At 52.9% G+C, this 20036-nt stretch carries 23 protein-coding genes and 1 tRNA gene; 9 read left to right on the forward strand and 15 right to left on the reverse strand.

Annotated elements, in window-relative coordinates; genetic code table 11:
• Positions 1-41: 41 nt before the first annotated feature.
• On the reverse strand, positions 42-1232 hold the full coding sequence (locus FDX09_RS18395) for a Bcr/CflA family multidrug efflux MFS transporter (protein ID WP_042307254.1): 1191 nt from the start codon (positions 1230-1232) through the stop codon (positions 42-44).
• Between the two features lie 15 nt (positions 1233-1247).
• Complete coding sequence (rsuA, locus tag FDX09_RS18400) at positions 1248-1955, reverse strand: 16S rRNA pseudouridine(516) synthase RsuA (protein WP_137347667.1); 708 nt, start codon at positions 1953-1955, stop codon at positions 1248-1250.
• Between the two features lie 151 nt (positions 1956-2106).
• Here rsuA and FDX09_RS18405 point away from each other — a divergent pair, with 151 nt between their 5' ends.
• Positions 2107-3867: a DEAD/DEAH box helicase gene (locus tag FDX09_RS18405; protein WP_137347668.1), complete on the forward strand. Its 1761-nt coding sequence runs from the start codon at positions 2107-2109 to the stop codon at positions 3865-3867.
• A 124-nt stretch (positions 3868-3991) separates the two neighbouring features.
• Positions 3992-4276 carry a 50S ribosomal protein L25 gene (rplY, locus tag FDX09_RS18410; RefSeq protein ID WP_006683755.1) on the forward strand — a complete coding sequence of 95 codons (285 nt, stop codon included), beginning with the start codon at positions 3992-3994 and terminating at the stop codon, positions 4274-4276.
• A gap of 118 nt (positions 4277-4394) precedes the next feature.
• Here rplY and yejK read toward each other — a convergent pair whose 3' ends face one another.
• Complete coding sequence (gene yejK, locus FDX09_RS18415; protein ID WP_006683753.1) at positions 4395-5402, reverse strand: nucleoid-associated protein YejK; 1008 nt, start codon at positions 5400-5402, stop codon at positions 4395-4397.
• Positions 5403-5536: 134 nt separating this feature from the next.
• On the opposite strand from yejK, the gene FDX09_RS18420 reads away from it, so the two are divergent.
• From FDX09_RS18420 to narP, 7 genes are all read left to right on the forward strand, one after another.
• Positions 5537-5764, forward strand: a complete 228-nt coding sequence (locus FDX09_RS18420; protein WP_003027506.1) for a YejL family protein — start codon at positions 5537-5539, stop codon at positions 5762-5764.
• 31 nt (positions 5765-5795) lie between these two features.
• On the forward strand, positions 5796-7556 hold the full coding sequence (gene yejM, locus FDX09_RS18425; protein ID WP_038642064.1) for an LPS biosynthesis-modulating metalloenzyme YejM: 1761 nt from the start codon (positions 5796-5798) through the stop codon (positions 7554-7556).
• A gap of 74 nt (positions 7557-7630) precedes the next feature.
• Positions 7631-7707: transfer RNA gene (locus tag FDX09_RS18430), tRNA-Pro, on the forward strand.
• A gap of 731 nt (positions 7708-8438) precedes the next feature.
• The gene (locus tag FDX09_RS18435; RefSeq protein ID WP_137347669.1) at positions 8439-8999 is read left to right on the forward strand and encodes a type IV secretion protein Rhs; all 561 of its coding nucleotides are present in this window, start codon (positions 8439-8441) and stop codon (positions 8997-8999) included.
• On the forward strand, positions 8996-9340 hold the full coding sequence (locus tag FDX09_RS18440) for a putative T6SS immunity periplasmic lipoprotein (RefSeq protein ID WP_071888157.1): 345 nt from the start codon (positions 8996-8998) through the stop codon (positions 9338-9340). The genes FDX09_RS18435 and FDX09_RS18440 overlap by 4 nt, the downstream gene beginning before the upstream one ends.
• Positions 9341-9342: 2 nt before the next feature.
• Positions 9343-9840 (forward strand): type VI secretion system tube protein Hcp, encoded by a 498-nt coding sequence (locus tag FDX09_RS18445; RefSeq protein WP_085047856.1) that lies wholly within the window; start codon positions 9343-9345, stop codon positions 9838-9840.
• Between the two features lie 494 nt (positions 9841-10334).
• Complete coding sequence (gene narP / locus FDX09_RS18450) at positions 10335-10982, forward strand: nitrate/nitrite response regulator protein NarP (RefSeq protein ID WP_016153764.1); 648 nt, start codon at positions 10335-10337, stop codon at positions 10980-10982.
• Positions 10983-11083: 101 nt separating this feature from the next.
• Here narP and FDX09_RS18455 read toward each other — a convergent pair whose 3' ends face one another.
• The 12 genes from FDX09_RS18455 to napG all read right to left on the reverse strand — a co-directional run bounded on the left by FDX09_RS18455 (position 11084) and on the right by napG (position 20034).
• Positions 11084-12133: a cytochrome c-type biogenesis protein CcmH gene (locus FDX09_RS18455; protein ID WP_087857385.1), complete on the reverse strand. Its 1050-nt coding sequence runs from the start codon at positions 12131-12133 to the stop codon at positions 11084-11086.
• On the reverse strand, positions 12130-12687 hold the full coding sequence (dsbE, locus tag FDX09_RS18460; protein WP_003834613.1) for a thiol:disulfide interchange protein DsbE: 558 nt from the start codon (positions 12685-12687) through the stop codon (positions 12130-12132). The genes FDX09_RS18455 and dsbE overlap by 4 nt, the downstream gene beginning before the upstream one ends.
• Entirely contained in the window at positions 12684-14639 is a 1956-nt protein-coding gene (locus tag FDX09_RS18465) for a heme lyase CcmF/NrfE family subunit (protein WP_110497374.1), read from the reverse strand. Before FDX09_RS18465 ends, dsbE begins: the two co-directional genes overlap by 4 nt.
• A complete protein-coding gene (gene ccmE, locus FDX09_RS18470; RefSeq protein ID WP_038642175.1) occupies positions 14636-15115 on the reverse strand; it encodes a cytochrome c maturation protein CcmE in 480 nt (159 codons plus the stop codon). The genes FDX09_RS18465 and ccmE overlap by 4 nt, the downstream gene beginning before the upstream one ends.
• Positions 15112-15324: a heme exporter protein CcmD gene (gene ccmD / locus FDX09_RS18475; protein ID WP_085047853.1), complete on the reverse strand. Its 213-nt coding sequence runs from the start codon at positions 15322-15324 to the stop codon at positions 15112-15114. The genes ccmE and ccmD overlap by 4 nt, the downstream gene beginning before the upstream one ends.
• Positions 15321-16058, reverse strand: coding sequence for a heme ABC transporter permease (locus FDX09_RS18480; protein ID WP_006683732.1), 738 nt, complete (start codon positions 16056-16058; stop codon positions 15321-15323). The genes ccmD and FDX09_RS18480 overlap by 4 nt, the downstream gene beginning before the upstream one ends.
• Before the next feature lie 75 nt (positions 16059-16133).
• Positions 16134-16793, reverse strand: a complete 660-nt coding sequence (ccmB, locus tag FDX09_RS18485; RefSeq protein ID WP_038642180.1) for a heme exporter protein CcmB — start codon at positions 16791-16793, stop codon at positions 16134-16136.
• Positions 16790-17410, reverse strand: coding sequence for a cytochrome c biogenesis heme-transporting ATPase CcmA (ccmA, locus tag FDX09_RS18490; protein ID WP_038642182.1), 621 nt, complete (start codon positions 17408-17410; stop codon positions 16790-16792). The genes ccmB and ccmA overlap by 4 nt, the downstream gene beginning before the upstream one ends.
• A 20-nt stretch (positions 17411-17430) precedes the next feature.
• Positions 17431-18033, reverse strand: a complete 603-nt coding sequence (gene napC / locus FDX09_RS18495; protein ID WP_137347670.1) for a cytochrome c-type protein NapC — start codon at positions 18031-18033, stop codon at positions 17431-17433.
• Between the two features lie 9 nt (positions 18034-18042).
• The gene (gene napB / locus FDX09_RS18500) at positions 18043-18492 is read right to left on the reverse strand and encodes a nitrate reductase cytochrome c-type subunit (RefSeq protein ID WP_038642185.1); all 450 of its coding nucleotides are present in this window, start codon (positions 18490-18492) and stop codon (positions 18043-18045) included.
• Positions 18489-19352, reverse strand: coding sequence for a quinol dehydrogenase ferredoxin subunit NapH (gene napH / locus FDX09_RS18505; RefSeq protein ID WP_038642187.1), 864 nt, complete (start codon positions 19350-19352; stop codon positions 18489-18491). Before napH ends, napB begins: the two co-directional genes overlap by 4 nt.
• On the reverse strand, positions 19339-20034 hold the full coding sequence (napG, locus tag FDX09_RS18510; protein ID WP_038642189.1) for a ferredoxin-type protein NapG: 696 nt from the start codon (positions 20032-20034) through the stop codon (positions 19339-19341). Before napG ends, napH begins: the two co-directional genes overlap by 14 nt.
• Positions 20035-20036 lie beyond the last annotated feature (2 nt).

The raw sequence follows: 20036 nt of genomic DNA on the forward strand, positions 1-20036 counted from the left end.
TCAACTCTGGAGGCCTTATGACCTCCAGGTTGTGTATTAGATCACCGTTTTTTAGCGCGACTGGCGTAGAGATAGAAGAGAATAGAGCTGGTGGCGCAAAACGCTATCGACCAAATCATCGGCCAGGCCGAGTTAAAGGTCGCCAGTGACAACAGTGCCCCAACAATAGCGCCAATGCCAAATCTGAACGTCCCCGCCAAAGATGATGCCGTTCCCGCCATGTGCGGGAATTCATCCAGGATGACCGCCATCGCGTTAGATGACACCATCGACACGCAGCCGACAAATGCCGCCACGCCCACCACCAGCGCCCAAAAACCTACCCCGAACAGCGCACTGAAAACCATCCAGCCCGCCATCACAAACTGGATCCACAGCCCCGCACGGAACATATTCAATGCCCCAACCCGGCGAACAAAGCGGCTGTTGATGATGGTCATCACGAACAGGAAAACAATATTCAGCGCGAAGTAGTAACCGAAATGCTGCGGTGAAACATGGTTAATCTCAATGTAGACAAAAGGCCCGGCGCTAAGGAAAGAAAACATTCCGGCAAAGCTGAACCCGCTGGCCAGCATATAGCTCAGTACGCGCTTATGACGAAACAACGAGGCAAAGTTGCCAAGAGTAGTGCGCAAGCGAAACGGCTGGCGACGCTCTACGGGCAATGTTTCTTTGATCAGCGTAAAGATCATCACTGAAGCCAGAATAGCCGCCACGGCGAGGATCCAAAAGATATAGTGCCAGCTCAGCCATACCAGCACCCAGCCGCCCACAATGGGCGCCAGCAATGGCGCTATCGTGGTGACCAACATGACGAATGACATCATGCGCGAGAACTCTTCCTTCGGATAGATATCGCGCATCAGGGCGTTGATAACCACGCTCGCCGCCGCAGCCGCCAGACCATGGAAGAAACGCATTATGATCAGTTGATCGATAGTTTGCGCCAGCGCACAGGCAACTGCCGCCGCCGCAAACACCAGCGTTCCGCCCAGTATTACCGGCTTACGCCCAATGCTGTCTGCCATTGGACCATACAGCAACTGCCCCACCGCAAAACCTAAAATATAGGTACTGAGGGTCATCTGCGCGCTACCGGCAGGCACACCAAACTGTTCAGAGATAACAGGCAGCGCCGGAAGATACATATCAATCGACAACGGCATCAGCATGGCTAACAAGCCAAGGATAAAGACAATGGCAATTGACGAGTTCTGCCGGGTGGTCACATTTAGCTCCTGAGATTAACGCGGGGTTAAGTTAACGCTGGCAATTTCTTCTTCAGTTAATGGACGGTATTCGCCAGGCTCAAGGTCATCATCAAGCTTGATGGCGCCGATCCGTTCACGGTGCAGTTCTACAACGTGGTTCCCCACGGCGGCGAACATGCGTTTCACCTGATGATAGCGCCCTTCGCTGATGGTCAATCGCACCTGAGTTGGCGTAATGACTTCCAGCACGGCCGGCTTTGTCAGGTCTTTTTCGTTATGCAGTTGTACGCCCCGGGCAAACTGCCCGGCGGTATCATCCGCCACTGGCGATTCCAGCGTCACCAGATAGGTCTTCTCACAATGGTGACGTGGCGAAGTGATGCGATGCGACCACTGTCCGTCATCGGTCATCAGCACCAGTCCGGTGGTGTCGATATCCAGACGGCCTGCCGCATGTAATTTGTGTGCGACGGGTTCATCGAGGAAATAAAGAACCGTCGGGTGATCCGGATCATCCGTTGAACAAACATAGCCCTGCGGCTTATTCAGCATAAAATAGCGCGGGCCATTCTGTTGAATCAGGGAATTGCCGTCATATTCGACGTCATGTTCTGGCAGCAGCTTAAAGGCGCTATTTCTGACGATTTCACCGTCGACGGTAACGCGGTTAGCACGGATCTCACGCCCGGCAATAGCGCGGCTGACGCCGAGTTGCTGAGCGATAAATTTATCAAGTCGCATGAGTGTGATTTTTGCCTGTAAAAATACGAGAATCGGGTTTGCGCCCGAAAAGTGGGACTGTTATCCGCCCAGTATAGCGGCGTTACACCATCCCTCAAGGGAAATGATTCATGGCATACTATTCATTGTTACTGTTTACCTTAGTGAGCCCATGATTTTTACTCTTCGCCCGTACCAACAAGAAGCCGTGGACGCCACGCTCAACCATTTTCGCCACCACCGCACGCCGGCGGTTATCGTCCTGCCAACCGGCGCAGGCAAAAGCCTGGTGATAGCGGAACTGGCCCGCGTGGCGCGTGGTCGCGTGCTGGTACTGGCGCACGTCAAAGAGCTGGTCGCGCAAAACCACGCCAAATATTGCGCGTTGGGGCTGGAGGCCGATATTTTTGCCGCCGGGCTGAAGCGTAAAGAGAGCCACGGAAAAGTGGTATTTGGCAGCGTACAGTCGGTGGCGCGTAATCTGGATGCCTTTCAGGGAGAGTTTTCCCTGCTTATCGTCGATGAATGTCACCGCATCGGTGATGATGAAGAGAGTCAGTATCAGCAAATCCTCACTCACCTGACCAACGTCAATCCCCATTTACGCCTGCTGGGGCTTACCGCCACGCCTTTTCGTCTGGGTAAAGGCTGGATTTACCACTTTCATTATCACGGAATGGTGCGCGGCGATGAAAAAGCGCTGTTTCGCGACTGCATTTATGAATTACCGCTGCGCTATATGATTAAACACGGCTACCTGACGCCGCCGGAACGCCTCGACATGCCGGTCGTGCAGTATGACTTCAGCCGCCTGCAGGCACAAAGTAACGGCCTGTTCAGCGAGGCGGACCTTAATCGGGAATTAAAAAAGCAGCAGCGAATCACGCCGCATATCATCAGCCAGATTATTGAGTTTGCCCAGACGCGCAAAGGGGTGATGATTTTCGCCGCCACCGTTGAACACGCCAAAGAAATTCTGGGCCTGCTGCCTGCTGACGATGCCGCGCTTATTACCGGAGATACGCCAGGCGCGGAGCGTGACGCACTGATTGAAGAGTTTAAAGCCCAGCGCTTTCGTTTTCTGGTGAATGTGTCGGTCCTGACTACCGGCTTCGATGCCCCACACGTCGACCTTATCGCCATTCTCCGCCCGACGGAATCAGTCAGCCTGTACCAACAAATTGTTGGTCGCGGACTGCGCCTTGCCCCAGGTAAAACCGACTGTCTGATCCTCGATTACGCGGGTAATCCCCACGATCTGTACGCCCCGGAAGTGGGCGCGCCGAAGGGAAAAAGCGACAACGTGCCGGTGCAGGTGTTCTGCCCTGCCTGCGGATTTGCCAACACCTTCTGGGGCAAAACAACGGCTGACGGCACGCTGATTGAACACTTTGGTCGCCGCTGCCAGGGATGGTTTGAAGATGATGACGGTCATCGCGAACAGTGCGACTTCCGTTTCCGTTTTAAAAATTGCCCGCAGTGCAACGCGGAAAATGACATTGCCGCCCGCCGCTGCCGTGAATGCGATACGGTGCTGGTCGACCCGGATGATATGCTGAAAGCGGCGTTGAGGCTAAAAGATGCGCTGGTCCTGCGCTGTAGCGGTATGGTGTTACAAAATGGCCAGGATGAAAAAGGCGAATGGCTAAAAATCACCTATTACGATGAAGACGGAGCCGACGTCAGCGAACGCTTTCGTCTACACACTCCCGCGCAGCGTACGGCATTCGAACAACTGTTTATTCGCCCGCACACCCGTACCCCCGGTATTCCCTTACGCTGGATAACCGCCGCCGATATCCTCGCCCAGCAGGCGCTGTTACGCCATCCTGATTTCGTGGTTGCGCGCATGAAAGGTCAGTACTGGCAGGTGCGTGAAAAGGTCTTCGATTATGAAGGTCGCTTTCGCCGGGCACATGAATTACGCGGTTAATTGTACTTTTGATTGATGTACCAGCCGTTTGAGTATAGAATCTCGCCCGCTTTTGCATACGCAAAGCAGATCACTTACCTGTTGCTGGGTCGCCTGTAGCAGGAATTATTAAAGAGAGATTTAAATGTTTACTATCAACGCTGAAGTACGTAAAGAGCAGGGTAAGGGTGCGAGCCGCCGCCTGCGTGCCGCTAACAAGTTCCCGGCAATCATCTACGGTGGCGCAGAAGCCCCGATTGCTATCGAACTGGATCACGATGCAGTTATGAACATGCAAGCTAAAGCTGAATTCTACAGCGAAGTTCTGACCATCGTTGTTGACGGTAAAGAAGTTAAAGTTAAAGCTCAGGCTGTACAGCGTCACGCTTTCAAGCCGAAGCTGACTCACATCGACTTCGTTCGCGCGTAATCGCCTGGACGTTGAAGAAAACCCCGCCTCGGCGGGGTTTTTTTATGGAATTTTGTTCGCGATAAAGATGAATCACGCAGGCCGGATAAGGCGTTTGCGCCCCATCCGGCAAACAGTTTTATTTCCCGCCCGACGTGCGGCGCTGGAGCTGGTCGCGCAGGTTCGGCGGCGTACCTTTGATGGTCAGGGTATCTGTAGCCGGATCCCAGAAAATACGCTCGCCCAGCAGCATGGCGTCAAAATTAATGGTTAACCCACCGCCGCTGCCGGCAAATTTGGTTAATTGGCGCAACGTACTGCGATCCGCCGGGAAGCTCTCTTCCAGCTCATACCCTTTATCAGCAGCGAATTCGCTGAAGCTGACTTCACTGACGCCGGAAAGCTCTTTAGACAGCGACTCCAGCTCAATCTCCTCACCGGCCTGTAGCTGCTCGTTGCAGTAGCTGTACACCTGCTGCCGCACATTCTGGCGCTCGGCTTTATCCAGTTGCGCCTCATTGGTGAAGTCATCGACCGCCTGCAGCAGACCGCGGTTTTGCGCTTTGGCGTTCAGACCTTCGCTGGCGCCGAGAAAGTCCATGAAGAAATCGGCGACTTTGCGCCCTACCCGCCCTTTCAGGAACGTCAGATAGCGTGTGGACTCCGGATTGGTTTCCCACTCGGTTAAATCAATACGCGCCACGATGTCCGCATGATTGATATCCAGATAGTGCGTCGGATTGATATCCAGATTTTCATTGACGCGCATGCTGCTTAAATTGTTCAGTACGGCCACCAGCAGATACTCTACCGCCAGATAGCGGTAATGGCAGAACAAGACAATACCACCATCGGCAAAAGGATATTTCGCCAGCTCGTCCCGCAAACGCCCTGTCGCGGCACGGCTAAAGGCCAGAAAATCCTCTTCACCCTGACGCTGTAAACGTAGCGTTTGCGCCAGCTCGCTCTCTTCGCTGAACAGGCCATAGGCTTTATTCTTGGCGCTATACACCCGATGCAGTTCAGCCATCATATCGACAACGGTCGCTGTCGGTTCCAGTAATGAATCGCGCAAGACCAGCTCAAGGTTTTGCTCATCACGTTTGATAAGCTGGTGCAGGGCAATCTGGTTGATATCCAGACTCATGATAAACTCTCCTTTTAGACCGGGCGGTATTCAACCACCTGCCGGGCAGTGACGCAATAGAAGATAAAAAAGCAGAAAAAAAACTGTCCGTACGGTAATATGTTGCCCTTTCATGAACAGACTGATTTCGATTTATGCCACAAATTTCCCGCTATAGTGACGAACACGTTGAACAACTGCTGAATGAGATGCTCAACGTACTGGAAAAACATAAGGCGCCGACCGATCTTTCCCTGATGGTACTGGGAAACATGGTGACTAACCTTATCAATACAAGCATCGCACCGGCCCAGCGCCAGGCGATTGCCAACTCTTTTGCCCGCGCATTACAGTCTTCGGTAAACGACGACCAAGCGCATTAAGAGCCTGATCCGGGGAAACGAACAACAGTTTATGGTAACTCATCGTCAGCGCTACCGTGAGAAAGTCTCCCAGATGGTTAGCTGGGGGCACTGGTTTGCTTTGTTCAACATTCTGTTGGCCATGGTACTCGGTAGCCGTTACCTGTTTGTCGCCGACTGGCCGACTACGCTTGCAGGGCGCGTTTATTCCTACCTGAGTGTTGTCGGGCATTTTAGCTTCCTGGTGTTTGCCACCTATCTGCTGATCCTGTTTCCCCTGACGTTTATCGTCATGTCCCAGAGGCTGATGCGATTCTTATCAGCAATCCTGGCGACGGCTGGCATGACGTTGTTGTTAATCGACAGCGAAGTTTTTACCCGCTTCCACCTGCACCTCAACCCGATCGTCTGGGAACTGGTCATTAACCCTGACCAGAATGAAGCGGCGCGTGACTGGCAACTGATGTTTATCAGCGTGCCGGTTATTCTGTTAATCGAAATGCTGTTTGCGACCTGGAGCTGGCAAAAACTACGCAGCCTGACGCGTCGTCGCCATTTTGCTAAACCGTTAGCCGCATTCTTCTTCGTTTCCTTTATCGCCTCGCATGTGGTGTACATCTGGGCAGACGCCAATTTCTATCGCCCTATTACCATGCAACGCGCGAACCTGCCGCTCTCCTACCCGATGACGGCACGCAAGTTTCTGGAAAAACATGGTCTGTTGGATGCGCAAGAATATCAACGCCGCCTGATCGAGCAGGGAAACCCGGAAGCGGTTTCCGTGCAGTACCCGCTCAGCGAACTGCGCTACCGCGATATGGGAACCGGACAGAACGTTCTGCTGATCACCGTAGACGGCCTGAACTACTCCCGTTTTGAAAAACAGATGCCAGCGCTGGCTGAATTCGCTGAGCAGAATATCGCCTTTACGCGTCACATGAGCACAGGCAACACCACGGATAACGGGATTTTTGGCCTGTTCTATGGCGTTTCTCCAAGCTATATGGACGGCATTTTGTCGACCCGAACGCCTGCGGCGCTGATCTCTGCGCTGAACCAGCAGGGATATCAGTTGGGGCTATTCTCCTCGGATGGCTTTACCAGCCCACTTTATCGCCAGGCGCTACTGTCAGATTTCTCTATGCCGAGCGTGCAAACGCAGTCTGACGAGCAGACCGCCAGCCAGTGGATCAATTGGCTGGGCCGCTACGCGCAGGAAGATAACCGCTGGTTCTCCTGGGTCTCCTTTAACGGGACGAACCTGAACGACAGCAACCAGAAGAACTTTGCCAAACGCTACGCCAATGCCGCTCAGGATGTGGATGCCAACATTAACCGGATCCTTAGCGCCCTGCGCGACTCCGGTAAACTGAACAACACGGTGGTGATTATTACCGCGGGTCGGGGCGTACCGCTGACTCAGGAAGAGAACAATTTTGCCTGGTCGCGCGGTCATCTGCAGGTTCCTCTGATTATTCACTGGCCGGGAACACCTGCTCAGCGCATCAATAGCCTGACCGATCATACGGACCTGATGACGACGCTCATGCAACGTCTGCTCCACGTCAGCACGCCAGCTAACGAGTACTCGCAGGGCCAGGATTTGTTTAATGCAACCCGCCGCCATTACTGGGTTACCGCCGCCGACGGCAGCACGCTGGCGATTACCACGCCAGAGATGACGCTGGTGCTTAACAACAACGGTAACTATCAGACCTATGATTTACACGGTGAGAAGATAAAAGATCAGAAACCGCAGCTGAGCCTGCTGCTGCAAGTTCTTACGGATGAGAAACGATTTATTGCTAACTGATTAATTATAAATCAGTTAGCAAGCCACCCTCTTGCATTCACGCTGGAAAGCAGTAGTATTGTCAGCCATAGCGTCGGCACGTAGCGCAGCCTGGTAGCGCACCGTCATGGGGTGTCGGGGGTCGGAGGTTCAAATCCTCTCGTGCCGACCAAAAATCCCAATAAAACCAACCCTTGTGGTTGGTTTTTTTATACCAGTTTTCTGAACGGGGAAGTAACGGGGATTAATCGGGGAAAAATCCCCGACGCAAAGCGTCGACTTCGCGGTAAAATTTCAGCTATACACATCACCGGGAAGTCATCAACCTCATTTATGAAAAAGGAATTTTGATAGTCTGCCCGGTGCAAAAGATATCCTGAAGCAATGCTATTGTCAGAGAAAACGAATTTAAGGAACTCATCCTTTTGTTGCTTTTTCTGAAACAGTTGAGCTTCCCTTTCCACATCGCCATCATCTACCTATAGCTTACCCATTTCTGATGTCGTAGATAATTTCCCCACAATGGTCTTCAACCACAGACAACTTCGTATTAGCAACGTCAAATTTACAAAGTTGCTAAAGTAGCCAACCATCGACATAGCAAAGGCTGCTATTTTTGATTTATCATCGCTTATCGTTTTCTGTCCAGCCAAATACACCGCGTACAGAACGCTTCCCAAATAGAATGAAGCCAAGAAGGTTTTAAAGTCACACAGGCCCCAGCCCAATCATAATACCCTGCATTCACTTTGTAATGACAAGGCTGATTTATTCAGTAAACAGATGATTTATAATAATTTAATTTCACAGAATTCAGAATTTACCCCGGAAAGAAACTTTCCCAATGCTTTAGGGTAGGAGTACCATTAGCGCATAAACCAATACAAAATGTATGGATATACTATGTCCGTAAACGGAACAATAAATCCCACGTCGGGAACTCCTATAGCCCCCGGAGGGGTCAGGCTACTTACAATAGGAGAGATTGCACTAGCCAGGACGCTATTTGGTGAGAGCATTATCTATAGCAAGGTGTGGGTACACCGTGAAAGCTATCTCCCCTTCAACTTACAACCCGTAGATATTGCAATGACACCAAACGGTGAACTTTGGTTTAGAGAGGGTACGTATTCACCTGATTTTTCATTAGATATACTAGAGAAAAAACACAGATTCATGCATGAGATGGTTCACGCCTGGCAAGCACAGAAAGGTATGTTTGTTAGAACCAGAGGTTTATTCTCACGTTTCGCTGATTACAGTTACAGTTTAGATAAGGCTGACTTTCTTCATTACGGATTAGAACAGCAAGCATCAATAGCCAGTGATTATTGGTTGATACAAGCATTTGGGCTTAACAGAGATACTTACGCCCTGGTTAAATACCGTAACCTCAATTCTAATGACTCTATTCATTCAATATTATCTATATATAAACCTGTTATGAAAGGATTCCCTGGATGAAAAGATTAATAATAATGCCATTGGTATTAATGCTATCTGGATGCCCCGGAGGTATGCCTGCACCACACCCAAGAGTTACTTTTATAAATGGCAATTATCTTTGTTTTAGCACTGATCAAAAAGATGTATTGAACTACTACCGAATCGAATCGAGTCGGAGCAAGGGATATCACATTGAAAAATCCGAATATGACTTACAACTTTCATATCCGAGTGATTGCATTGATTTTAAATGGAGTTATGGTTATTCCTATACAGTGTCATATGGATTAAATGGCAAGGACTATGTACATAAATTTTTTATTGATAATAATGGACAGCTAACAAATATGGTGTATTAATCATGTCATTACCAGCTTATTTATTTTTATATGATGAAAACGGAATGCAGATTCCGGGAGATTGTTTATCCTTAGGCCGTGAAGGTGCTATAGAAGTCATGAATAGTAGTTACGGTGTGAGACAGCCTGTTGATAGCAACACTGGCAGCATGACAGGCTGTAGGCAGCATAATCCCGTAATTGTGCATAAGCAACTTGATAAAGTCAGCCCTTACCTGGCTGTAGCTGTTTGTGAAGGGAAGAGACTGCAAAAGGCAGTCATTAAATATTATGAGACTATAGAAGCAGGGATCGAAGTAGAGATTTATAATATTACTCTGGAAGATGTCGTTATATCCTCTGTAGATTTTACACATGTCTACTACCCCGGTAGTTCATCTCCTAATATGCATGAGGTAGTAGGTCTTAGATTCCATGACATTGAATGGAATTATGTTAGAGGGAATATTAAATACAATGATGCCTGGATGAAACCAGCAAAAAAAGAACAGCAACAATAAATAAACGGGCATCACGCGCCCTCTATTTCATCAATCAATTTTAAACTCAACAATATCAGAACGTGGGTAACGTTTTTGTACCTGGGTACCCATTCCTGATGAAGAACGACGGCTGATGCGTAAAGACGTACGGGTCGATCCTCAATGCTCCAGATTGTTACACCATAACCATTTGTGAACGTTGGTTCTCAATAAGGCGCTGTAACTATACATTACTGACAGAACCGTAACCGTATGCAGGATCGGCCCGATTGCAGATACTGAAAAGTTATGCCATAGCCTGATCCCATTTTCCACCCGCCCCCCAGCCCCCTCCCGGCGTCTTACCGTTCTTGAGCATCACATTATCCATGTATTCCCCTCTCTTCAGCACAGGTTTTACTACTTACCCATGCACAAATTGGGGTAAAATTTATCCTCTCATCAGCGCGATGAATCTGGACGATTGATGCGCTGAAAACAATAATGATACTAATAAAACTCAGGAGAATAGTATGCCTGAAGCAACGCCTTTTCGGGTGCTGATTGTCGATGACCACCCACTGATGCGGCGGGGAATTAGTCAATTATTGCAACTGGATCCCGCATTTAACGTAGTAGCTGAAGCAGGTGACGGCGCAAGTGCGATCGATCTGGCAAACCGTCTGGACCTTGACGTGATCCTGTTGGATCTCAATATGAAAGGTATGAGTGGGCTGGATACCCTGAATGCGCTGCGTCGGGACGGTGTGACCGCACAAATTATCATTCTGACCGTTTCGGATGCCGCCAGCGATGTATACGCCCTAATTGACGCGGGTGCGGATGGTTATTTGCTCAAAGACAGCGATCCTGAAGTCCTGCTGGAAGCCATTCGCAGCGGAGCCAAAGGCGGTAAAGCGTTCAGTACACGCGTCAGTGAATATCTGCGCGAACGCGACCTGTTCGGCGCACAAGAAGATCCGTTCAGCATTCTCACCGAACGCGAGCTGGATGTCTTGCATGAACTGGCTCAGGGGCTGTCGAATAAACAGATTGCTTCAGTGCTGAATATTTCCGAACAGACGGTGAAGGTGCATATTCGCAACCTGCTGCGCAAACTCAACGTGCGCTCTCGCGTTGCTGCCACTATTCTGTTTTTGCAAACGCGCGGTATGCAATAACCAGATATTGCCCGATAGCGCTACGCTTATCGGGCCTACACGTCACGTGCATCGCCAGGCCGGATAAGACGCGTTGCGTCGCCATCCGGCATCTTCCACTCTTACTTCTCCTGCGGCGTTAGCTGCTCCATCGCCTGTTTAATACTGCGTTCTATTACCGCCCGACGGGTATCGTTGGCGGGTAATAATTTCAGCATCATCTCCCACGCCGCAACCGCTTCGCCGAAGCGCTGCTGTTCGAAAGCGTTAAACGCGTACATGCTCAATACGCGCACGTTGGCATGTTCGCCGCGTATTAGTTGACGTAACAGCTCCCCGCCCCGACGGTTATCATCAGGATCGGATGAACGGGTCAGCGCTTCCGCATAGCCCAGCGCCGCATCGCTGTTTTTCGGATCCAGCCGATAAGCATTGGCATAGGCTTCAGTAGCCGTGCTGGCGTTGCCGAGCACCATGCCAATGCGTCCAAGCATAATCCAGCCTTCAACATTTGCGGGATCGGCCTGTAAGCGAGTGCGCAGCCCCAGCGCCAGACGCGTCATGTCTTCTTCATTCAACGGGTCGGCTTTTGGATCCAATGCCCGCTCCAGCAGCGCTGGGGCCTGAGCGGTGGCCTGCTGCCAGACCTGCACCTGTTTATAGTTCCCGGTTTGATAATAGCTCACCGCGCCGACCACCAGCGCCACCACGATGCCGGGCACAAAGAGTCCGAATCCACCGCGCTTGCCATCCGGGATGATGTCGTCAGGAAACTCTTCTTGTTTCACCCGCACGCGTCGGCGAGTACGGGCGAAAATAATCCAGCCCCCGAGACCAATCGCTACCACCGGCATCACCCACAGCAGCACGGTCAGCGGAGTTAACGGCGGATCGTAAGTGACGAAGTTACCGTAGCGCGCCACCATGTAGTCAACAATTTCTTTCTGACTTTTGCCTTCCTGCATCAGTTCGTACACTTTCTGCCGCAGGTCGGTGGCAATCATTGAGTTAGAGTCGGCAATGCTGTTGTTCTGACACTTAGGACAACGCAGTTGCTCGGTAAGCTGGCGGAACTGCTGCTCCTGCGCTTCATCCTTAAACTGCATTACGTCGATAGTCGCCAGCGCGGATCCCGAGATAACCAGCATCAGCAGGCCCAATAAAAATCTCATTGCGCAGCCTCCTTACTGTACTTGTCCCACAACGGTTTGATCTCGCTTTCCCACACCCGGGCGTTAAGATCACCGGCATGGCGATAGCGAATAATACCTTTCCCGTCGATCAGGAATGTCTCCGGCGCGCCGTACACGCCAAGATCGAGGCCGAGCATACCGTCGCCGTCAAACAGACTTAATGAGTATGGATTGCCCAACTCTTTCAACCAGACAATGGCTTTCTGACGATCGTCTTTATAGTTCAGGCCCACTACCCGCACGCCTTGCGCAGACAGCTGATTCAGATACTGATGCTCGGCGCGACAGGTCGGACACCAGGTCGCCCAGACGTTCAGCAACACTGGCTTGCCCTGCGTCAGCACATCGGCCTGATAATGCTGACCCGGGTTTTCCAGCGATTCCAGACGGAACGTCGGAACAGGTTTGCCAATCAACGCCGACTCCAGATTGGTAGGGTCGTCTCCCTGCGCGTTACGCGCTAACTGCCACAGCAGCGCCGCCGCAATAATGAGAAAAATAATAAACGGAATTAACAGTGCGTTGCGCTTCATACAGCCTCCGACGCATTTTTTTGCACCGCGGCGCGAGGGCGCGTGCGCTGGCGATAGCGTGGATCAAACAGGCAGAACACCCCGCCCAGCGCCATCAGCAATCCTCCGGCCCAAATCCAGCGAATAAACGGTTTGTAATACAAACGTACAGCCCATGCGCCGTTATCCAGCTCTTCACCCAGCGCAGCATACAGATCGCGCGTGAACCCGCCGTCAATCGCCGCTTCAGTCATCATCGAACTGGTGCTGTTATAGAAACGTTTTTCCGCATGCAGCGTGGCTGCCGGTTTACCATCACGCGTGACGCCAATAATGGCGACCCCGCCCCGGTAGTTTGGTCCGGTAATATCTTTCACTTCACGGAAAGTAAACTGATAGTCATGGATGCTGACGCTATCACCCGCTTTCATACGGACATCGCGTTCCACGCTGTAATTCTGGCTAAAGGCAATACCAACAATGGTAATCGCCAGCCCAACGTGAGCCGATACCATCCCCCAGTAGCTGGGCGTCAGCTTCGTTCCACGAGAAATGCGCAGGTACGCTTCGGACATGGCCAGCACAAAAATCCAGCACGCCATCGCCAGCCCCACCACCGTCATGGCGGCAATACGATCCTCAAACAGCCACGGCAACAGCAGCGACAGAATTAGCGTGGTGACAAACGCGATGATCAGTAACGTTTTCAGTTTACGCGGTCGGTCACGGCCCCAGCGCACTAATGGCCCAATGCCCAGCAGCAACGCAAACGGCGCCATCAGCCAGGTAAACATGGTATTGAAGAACGGCTCGCCAATCGAAATGCTGCCCAGCCCAAGCTGTTTGTGCACCAGCGGCAGTAGCGTGCCCAATAACACCACCAACATAGCGGCGATCAGCAGGACGTTGTTGCCCAACAGCAGCGATTCACGCGACCACAGCGCGTTGTTTACCCGCGAGCGAACCTTATGCCCACGCACTGCAAACAGCAGCAGGGAACCGCCAATCACCAGCACCATAAAGGCCAGAATAAACATCCCTCGCGACGGGTCAGAGGCGAAAGCATGCACCGAAACCAGTACGCCGGAGCGCACCAGGAAAGTCCCCAACAGGCACAGCGAGAAGGCGCAGATTGACAGCAGCAGCGTCCAGGCTTTGAAGCTGGCGCGCTGTTCGGTTACCGACAGCGAGTGCATCAGGGCTGTGCCCACCAGCCATGGCATAAAGGAGGCGTTCTCAACCGGATCCCAGAACCACCAGCCGCCCCAGCCCAGCTCGTAATAGGCCCAGGCCGAACCGAGTACAATCCCCAGCGTCAGAAACACCCACGCAGCCAGCGTCCATGGACGCGAAAAGCGAGCGAAGGTGCTGTCCAGACGCCCGCTCATCAACGCGGCGATCGCAAACGCGAAAGCTACCGAGAAACCGACATACCCCATGTACAGCAACGGCGGATGGAAAATCAGTCCCGGATCCTGCAACAGCGGGTTCAGATCGCGCCCTTCAACAGGGAAATTGGGCAACGTGCGGGCAAACGGATTAGAGGTAAACAGGATAAACAGCAGGAAGCCGACGCTGACCATCCCCATCACCGCCAACACGCGGGCGACAATGTCCAGCGGCATGCGCTGGCTGAACGCCGCGACGGCGAACGTCCAGCCGCTCATCAGTAGCACCCACAGCAGCAGCGAGCCTTCATGCGCGCCCCATGTCGCTGCCACCCGGTACCAGACAGGAAGCTGGGTATTGGAGTTACTGGCGACGTAGGTCACGGTAAAGTCATTAACCACGAAGGCATTAACCAGAATCAGGAACGCTCCCATCACGCAGATAAACAAGACCCAGGCAAAGGGCCGTGCGGAGGCCATCATCCGCACGTCGCCGCGCGCCACGCCCCACAACGGATAGACTGACAGCAGTAGTGCAACGCCAAGCGCAAGGCACAACAGCGCATTGCCAATTTCCGGCATCATGACGTTTTATCCTTATAAACACTTTCCGGGCGACGGTGGTTTTCCTGCATCGCTTTTTCGACTTCCGGCGGGGTGTAATTTTCATCATGTTTGGCCAGAACCTCTTTAGCCTGCACATGATTTCCCTTGTCCAGCTCGCCCTGAACAACAACCCCCTGCCCTTCGCGGAACAGGTCCGGCAAAATGCCTTCATAGGTCACATCCACCACACCTTCGGCGTCATAGATGCTGAAAGTTACTTTTAGCGATTGCGGATCGCGCTTCACGCTGCCCGGCATCACCATCCCACCCACGCGTAGACGCTGACCGACTTCAGGCATCTGCTGTGTCTCGCGCTTACCGTAGAGTATCTCTCCCGGGGTGTAGAACAGATCGATATTGGAACGCAGCGCGTAGAGCACCAGCGAAATGGTCAACGCCAGACCTGCCAGTACCGCGCAGGCTATCCATAGCCGATTTTTACGTCGAATATTCACGCCGCCTCCCGTTGTACTTGCGCTGCGCGCATGCGCGCTTCCCTCGCCCGCTGCTGGGCCACGCCGCGTAAGATTGCGCGATGCTGTAATGTTGAATGCAGCACCAACACCAGCAGCGGAATAACGCTCATGGCAACAGCCAGCCAGACATACAAGGCGTAACCGCCCATCGCGAAAAAATCACTCCATGATGCAAATGCAGGGGTCATTGGCGGCCTCTTTTTAAGATCAGTTCGCTCACCCACGGGCGGCGTTTTTCCATCATCAAAATCAGGTTACGCATGCGCATTAGCGCCAGCGTGACAAACAGCAACAGGTAACCGACAATCGCCAGACGCAGCGGTGCGCGCATTGCCGGATCGATGCTTTGCTGCATACGGGTTGACCCCTGATGCAGCGTGTTCCACCACTCGACCGAGTAGTGAATAATCGGTAAGTTGACCACACCAATCAACACCAGAATACCGGCGGCACGCCCTGCCAGGCGGCGGTCGTCAAACGCATGCCACAATGCAATGGCGCCAACGTAGAGAAACAGCAACACCAGTTCAGAGGTGAGTCGGGCATCCCAGACCCACCAGGTTCCCCACATTGGTTTGCCCCATGCGGACCCCGTCACCAGCGCAATAAAGGTAAACACAGCGCCAATGGGCGCCATCGCAGCCAGCGCCAGATTGGCCATTTTCATCTGCCAGACCAGGCCGATAAACGCCGCAACAGCCATCGAGGCATAAATTCCCATCGACCAGATTGCCGCCGGAACGTGCAGATAAATGATGCGATAGCTCTGTCCCTGCTGATAATCAGCTGGCGCGAAGCCAAAGCCCCACACCCATCCGGTTATTAATACCACCGCGCTGGCAATCGCCAGCCACGGAATAAACCAGCCGCAGATCTGATAGAGCCGAGGGGGCATCGCCAATTGATGAAGTGTTTTCCACATAGTTCAGTCACCAGACTCCATTAATTAATATCCGTTTTGCCGGAGCGCCTTGCCCGGCCTGCAAATCCTGTCGCATTACTGCACGCTTATCCGTAACGCCGCAGCCGTGGCAAACGGGCTTAACGTGGCGCTGCCTACCAACAACGCACCCAGAATCGCCATGTATCCTTCAACAGGCAAGTGCATGGAGGCCGCATCCATCGCCGCGGTCGCAAAAATCAGTAGTGGAATAGTAAGCGGGAGAACCAGCACGCTTAACAGCACGCCGCCGCGCTTTAAACCCACCGTCAGACCTACGCCAGGCGCGCCGAGAAAACCCAGCGTCGGCGTGCCGAGCAGCAAAGTCAGCGCCATAATTTTCCAGCCGTACATATCCATGCCCAGCAGTAATGCCACCAGCGGAGAGAGGATTAACAGCGGCAAACCGGTTACGACCCAGTGCGCCATCACTTTCGCCAGCACGACCGCCGGAAGCGGCAGCGACAGCAGCATCAACTGCTCAAGGCTGCCGTCCTGTAAGTCATCACGAAACAAGCGCTCCAGCGCCAGCAATGACGCCAGCAGCGCCGCAACCCAGATAATGCCTGGCGCAATACGCGCCAGCAGCTGTGGCTCCGGCCCAATGCTCAGAGGAAACAACGTGATAACAATCAGAAAGAACCATAAAGGATTGGCGATTTCCGCACTATGACGAAACGCAACTCGCAGTTCTAAACGGAAGATTCGCCACATCATTGCGTTGCCCTCTCGCTGGTCAGCGCAATACGTCGCACTTTATTGGTCTCAACATTAAGCGGCTGGTGGGTAGTGAGAATGACAATACCGCCCTGTTCCGTATGCTGTGCCATACGCTGAGTCAGTCGCTCAACGCCGTTTACATCAATGGCGGTAAAGGGTTCATCGAGGATCCACAGCCGGGCGCGGGTCAGCCACAAACGCGCCAGCGCCACGCGCCGCTGTTGTCCGGCGGAAAGTTGATTCACCGGAATATCTTCGTATCCGGCAAGTCCCGCCTGCGCCAGCGCGTCCAGACACTGTGCGATGTCGCCATCGTGATGGAAAAAACGCAGGTTCTCCAACGCCGAAAGCCGGGTTTTTATCCCCGGCTGATGTCCGATCCACAGCAATTGCTGATGGTAGCTGTCCCGCACGTGATGCAGGGGTTGCTCTTGCCAGCAAACCTCCCCTGCGTCGGGACGCGCCAGCCCGGTAAGCAACCGCAGCAAAGTGGTTTTCCCCGCGCCGTTGCTGCCGGTAATTTGTACCCATTCCCCTGCGTTGACGCGAAATGACAGATCGCTGAACAGTATTCTGTCATCCCGCTCGCAAAGTAATTCTCTGGCTTCAAGCATACCTGGTTATCTACATCCTGTTAAAAGCCCGGTTTGACTTCGCGCATATCAGGCAGTTTGTGCGCTATCCCTTTATGACAGTCAATACAGGTTTGCCCGTCTTTCACGGCCTGGTCATGCATTTTGGCCGCAACGCCTTTCTGGGCGGTTAAATCCATAAACTCGAAGTTGTGACAGTTGCGACACTCTTGCGAATTATTATCTTTCATACGCCGCCACTCATTTTGCGCCATCGTCAGACGATGATCTTCAAATTTCTGCGGTGTATCTATTAACCCCAGCGCCTTCGCGTACAGCTCTTTACTGGCCTTGATCTTACGGATCATTTTCGGGCCCCACTCATGTGGGACGTGGCAATCAGGGCAAGTCGCACGCACACCGCTGCGGTTGTTGTAGTGTACGGTTTCCATATATTCCTGGTACACCGTATTGCGCATTTCGTGACAGCTAATGCAGAACTCTTCCGTATTGGCCTTTTCCATACCGGTATTAAAGCCGCCCCAGAAAATAATGCCGCCCACAAAGCCGATTAACAACAGCGTGCCGAGCGCCAGACGGCTGGGGCGACGCCACCATTGCCAGACGCGCTTAATCCAGCTTGGTTTACGGTTAGAATTTTCCATAATGACCTCTTATTTCCCGTAACCTTTCGAGGGGGTGAAGGTATTTTCAACAATCGGCGCAGCGTCAGCCTGCGGGACGTGACATTGCAGACAGAAATAACGACGCGGCGCGACTTCAGCCAATACCTTGCCGTCGCTGTCCATAAAGTGCGTCGGACTGATGCGCGGCGCGCCGGTGGTGCGATAGCTTTCCACACCGTGGCACTGCAGGCAGCGGTTAGTATTGGTCGTCACCTGATACCCTTCAACGCTGTGCGGAACCATTGGCGGTTGATTCACATAGTTCAGCGGCATACGCTCCTGCTCTTTCGGCATGCGAATCGCCCCTTCCTGTGTCCCTGAGACTTCCGGTGACTGGCTTAGGTCCACTCCGTTTGCAGCCCAAACGGCCCCACTGACGACCAGGGCAAGCAGGGCCGTCCATTGACTCAGCTTTTTAATCAGGTCATGGCTTTTCATGATTTCGCTCCCGAACTCCATCGTGTTGTTATTGTAAAAACATCCTCAGAACAGACATCCACGCAGCGACCGCAGGCCATGCAATCGCGACTGGTTACCTGCACCGGGCTTTGCTCATCCAGCACCGGCGCACGTAGCACATGCGGTTCCGGGCAAACATGAAAACAATCCATACAGCGGTTACATCTGTTACGTTCTTTTGCCGAAACGGTTAATGCACCTTTACTTCCCACCACGCTATACAGTGCGCCCAGTGGACAGAGATGCCCGCACCAGCCATGCTCAACGACCAGTAGATCAAATAAAAACAGCGCCAGAATCAGCAGCGCTCCACTGCCAAATCCCATTATCAGACTCCGTCCGAGCAGAGAGACGGGATTTATCCATTCCCACAGCAGCGTACCGGTCAAGGCGGAACCGACCAGGATAACCACCAGCAGGACATACCGTATATAGCGCGGTAGGGTCGCGGACTGATTCAGGTCAAACCTTCTGCGTAACCAACTGGCTAAATCGGTGACCGGGTTCATCGGACAAACCCAGCTGCAAAACAGACGCTTACCCGCAAGGGCATACAGCACCGTGATGACGACCGCCCCCGTTAACGCAACCGTTGCCGGCAGGTGTCCGCTGGCCAGGCTTTGCAACGTAATTAGCGGATCGGTGAATGGGACAGTATCCAACAGCAGGCTGCCACTGTAATTGCCATGCAGGATCCATACGCCAAGCCACGGGCCGCTCAGGAACATCGCCAGTATCAGAAACTGACTCAGACGACGCAGCAGCAGCCAGCGATGACTCTTCCACCACCCTTTTTTTGCCTGCGCTTCACGCCCGGCGTCACGTTTACGATTTGCCATTGTTCCCCTCCAGCCAGCCGAAGCGGTAATGGTGTCCTAACTCCCCTTTCGCCAGCGACAGCGGCAGCACTTTTATTGCTGGCTGCTCCAGTACGCAGACTTTTTCGCATTTCCCGCAGCCGGTACAGGCATCGCTATGGACGGTTGGAATAAACCGCGCATGCTTGCCGGTACGCATATTGCGGTCCAGCTCAAGAGTGATAGCCTCATCGATTTTCGGGCACTCGCGATAGCAAACATCGCAGCGTAGCCCTTGATAGTTGAGGCAGTTTTCGTGATCCAGCAGTACCGCCAGCCCCATACGCGAATCGTCAATGGATTCAATTTCCTTGTCCAACGCGCCGCTGGGGCAGACTTTGGCGCACGGAATGTCCTCACACATTTCGCAAGGAATATCGCGGGCGACAAAATAGGGCGTACCTGCTGCCAGCCCGGAGGCCAGCGTCGCCAGCTTCAGCGTGTCATACGGGCATGCCTGAACGCACTGACCGCAGCGCACACAGGCGCTGGCGAATGCCTCCTCGCTCAGTGCGCCAGGCGGGCGTAACCGCACGCCGGTTGCACGTGCGGTTTGCTGTTGTAACCCCAGCGCCACGCCAACGACGGCCAGCCCGCCCGCCGCGCGAACCATATCGCGCAGAAAGCGGCGGCGGCCATTTTGGGGTTTTGCTGACCGGGACATAA

The organism is Citrobacter sp. wls717 (assembly GCF_005280955.1).
Lineage (GTDB): Bacteria > Pseudomonadota > Gammaproteobacteria > Enterobacterales > Enterobacteriaceae > Citrobacter > Citrobacter werkmanii.

Coding starts and splice junctions, on each gene's coding strand:
- rsuA (WP_137347667.1), bottom strand. CDS start 1,955: ATGCGACTTGATAAATTTATCGCTCAGCAACTCGGCGTCAGCCGCGCT.
- FDX09_RS18405 (WP_137347668.1), top strand. CDS start 2,107: ATGATTTTTACTCTTCGCCCGTACCAACAAGAAGCCGTGGACGCCACG.
- rplY (WP_006683755.1), top strand. CDS start 3,992: ATGTTTACTATCAACGCTGAAGTACGTAAAGAGCAGGGTAAGGGTGCG.
- yejK (WP_006683753.1), bottom strand. CDS start 5,402: ATGAGTCTGGATATCAACCAGATTGCCCTGCACCAGCTTATCAAACGT.
- FDX09_RS18420 (WP_003027506.1), top strand. CDS start 5,537: ATGCCACAAATTTCCCGCTATAGTGACGAACACGTTGAACAACTGCTG.
- yejM (WP_038642064.1), top strand. CDS start 5,796: ATGGTAACTCATCGTCAGCGCTACCGTGAGAAAGTCTCCCAGATGGTT.
- FDX09_RS18435 (WP_137347669.1), top strand. CDS start 8,439: ATGTCCGTAAACGGAACAATAAATCCCACGTCGGGAACTCCTATAGCC.
- FDX09_RS18440 (WP_071888157.1), top strand. CDS start 8,996: ATGAAAAGATTAATAATAATGCCATTGGTATTAATGCTATCTGGATGC.
- FDX09_RS18445 (WP_085047856.1), top strand. CDS start 9,343: ATGTCATTACCAGCTTATTTATTTTTATATGATGAAAACGGAATGCAG.
- narP (WP_016153764.1), top strand. CDS start 10,335: ATGCCTGAAGCAACGCCTTTTCGGGTGCTGATTGTCGATGACCACCCA.
- FDX09_RS18455 (WP_087857385.1), bottom strand. CDS start 12,133: ATGAGATTTTTATTGGGCCTGCTGATGCTGGTTATCTCGGGATCCGCG.
- dsbE (WP_003834613.1), bottom strand. CDS start 12,687: ATGAAGCGCAACGCACTGTTAATTCCGTTTATTATTTTTCTCATTATT.
- FDX09_RS18465 (WP_110497374.1), bottom strand. CDS start 14,639: ATGATGCCGGAAATTGGCAATGCGCTGTTGTGCCTTGCGCTTGGCGTT.
- ccmD (WP_085047853.1), bottom strand. CDS start 15,324: ATGACCCCTGCATTTGCATCATGGAGTGATTTTTTCGCGATGGGCGGT.
- FDX09_RS18480 (WP_006683732.1), bottom strand. CDS start 16,058: ATGTGGAAAACACTTCATCAATTGGCGATGCCCCCTCGGCTCTATCAG.
- ccmB (WP_038642180.1), bottom strand. CDS start 16,793: ATGATGTGGCGAATCTTCCGTTTAGAACTGCGAGTTGCGTTTCGTCAT.
- ccmA (WP_038642182.1), bottom strand. CDS start 17,410: ATGCTTGAAGCCAGAGAATTACTTTGCGAGCGGGATGACAGAATACTG.
- napC (WP_137347670.1), bottom strand. CDS start 18,033: ATGGAAAATTCTAACCGTAAACCAAGCTGGATTAAGCGCGTCTGGCAA.
- napB (WP_038642185.1), bottom strand. CDS start 18,492: ATGAAAAGCCATGACCTGATTAAAAAGCTGAGTCAATGGACGGCCCTG.
- napH (WP_038642187.1), bottom strand. CDS start 19,352: ATGGCAAATCGTAAACGTGACGCCGGGCGTGAAGCGCAGGCAAAAAAA.
- napG (WP_038642189.1), bottom strand. CDS start 20,034: ATGTCCCGGTCAGCAAAACCCCAAAATGGCCGCCGCCGCTTTCTGCGC.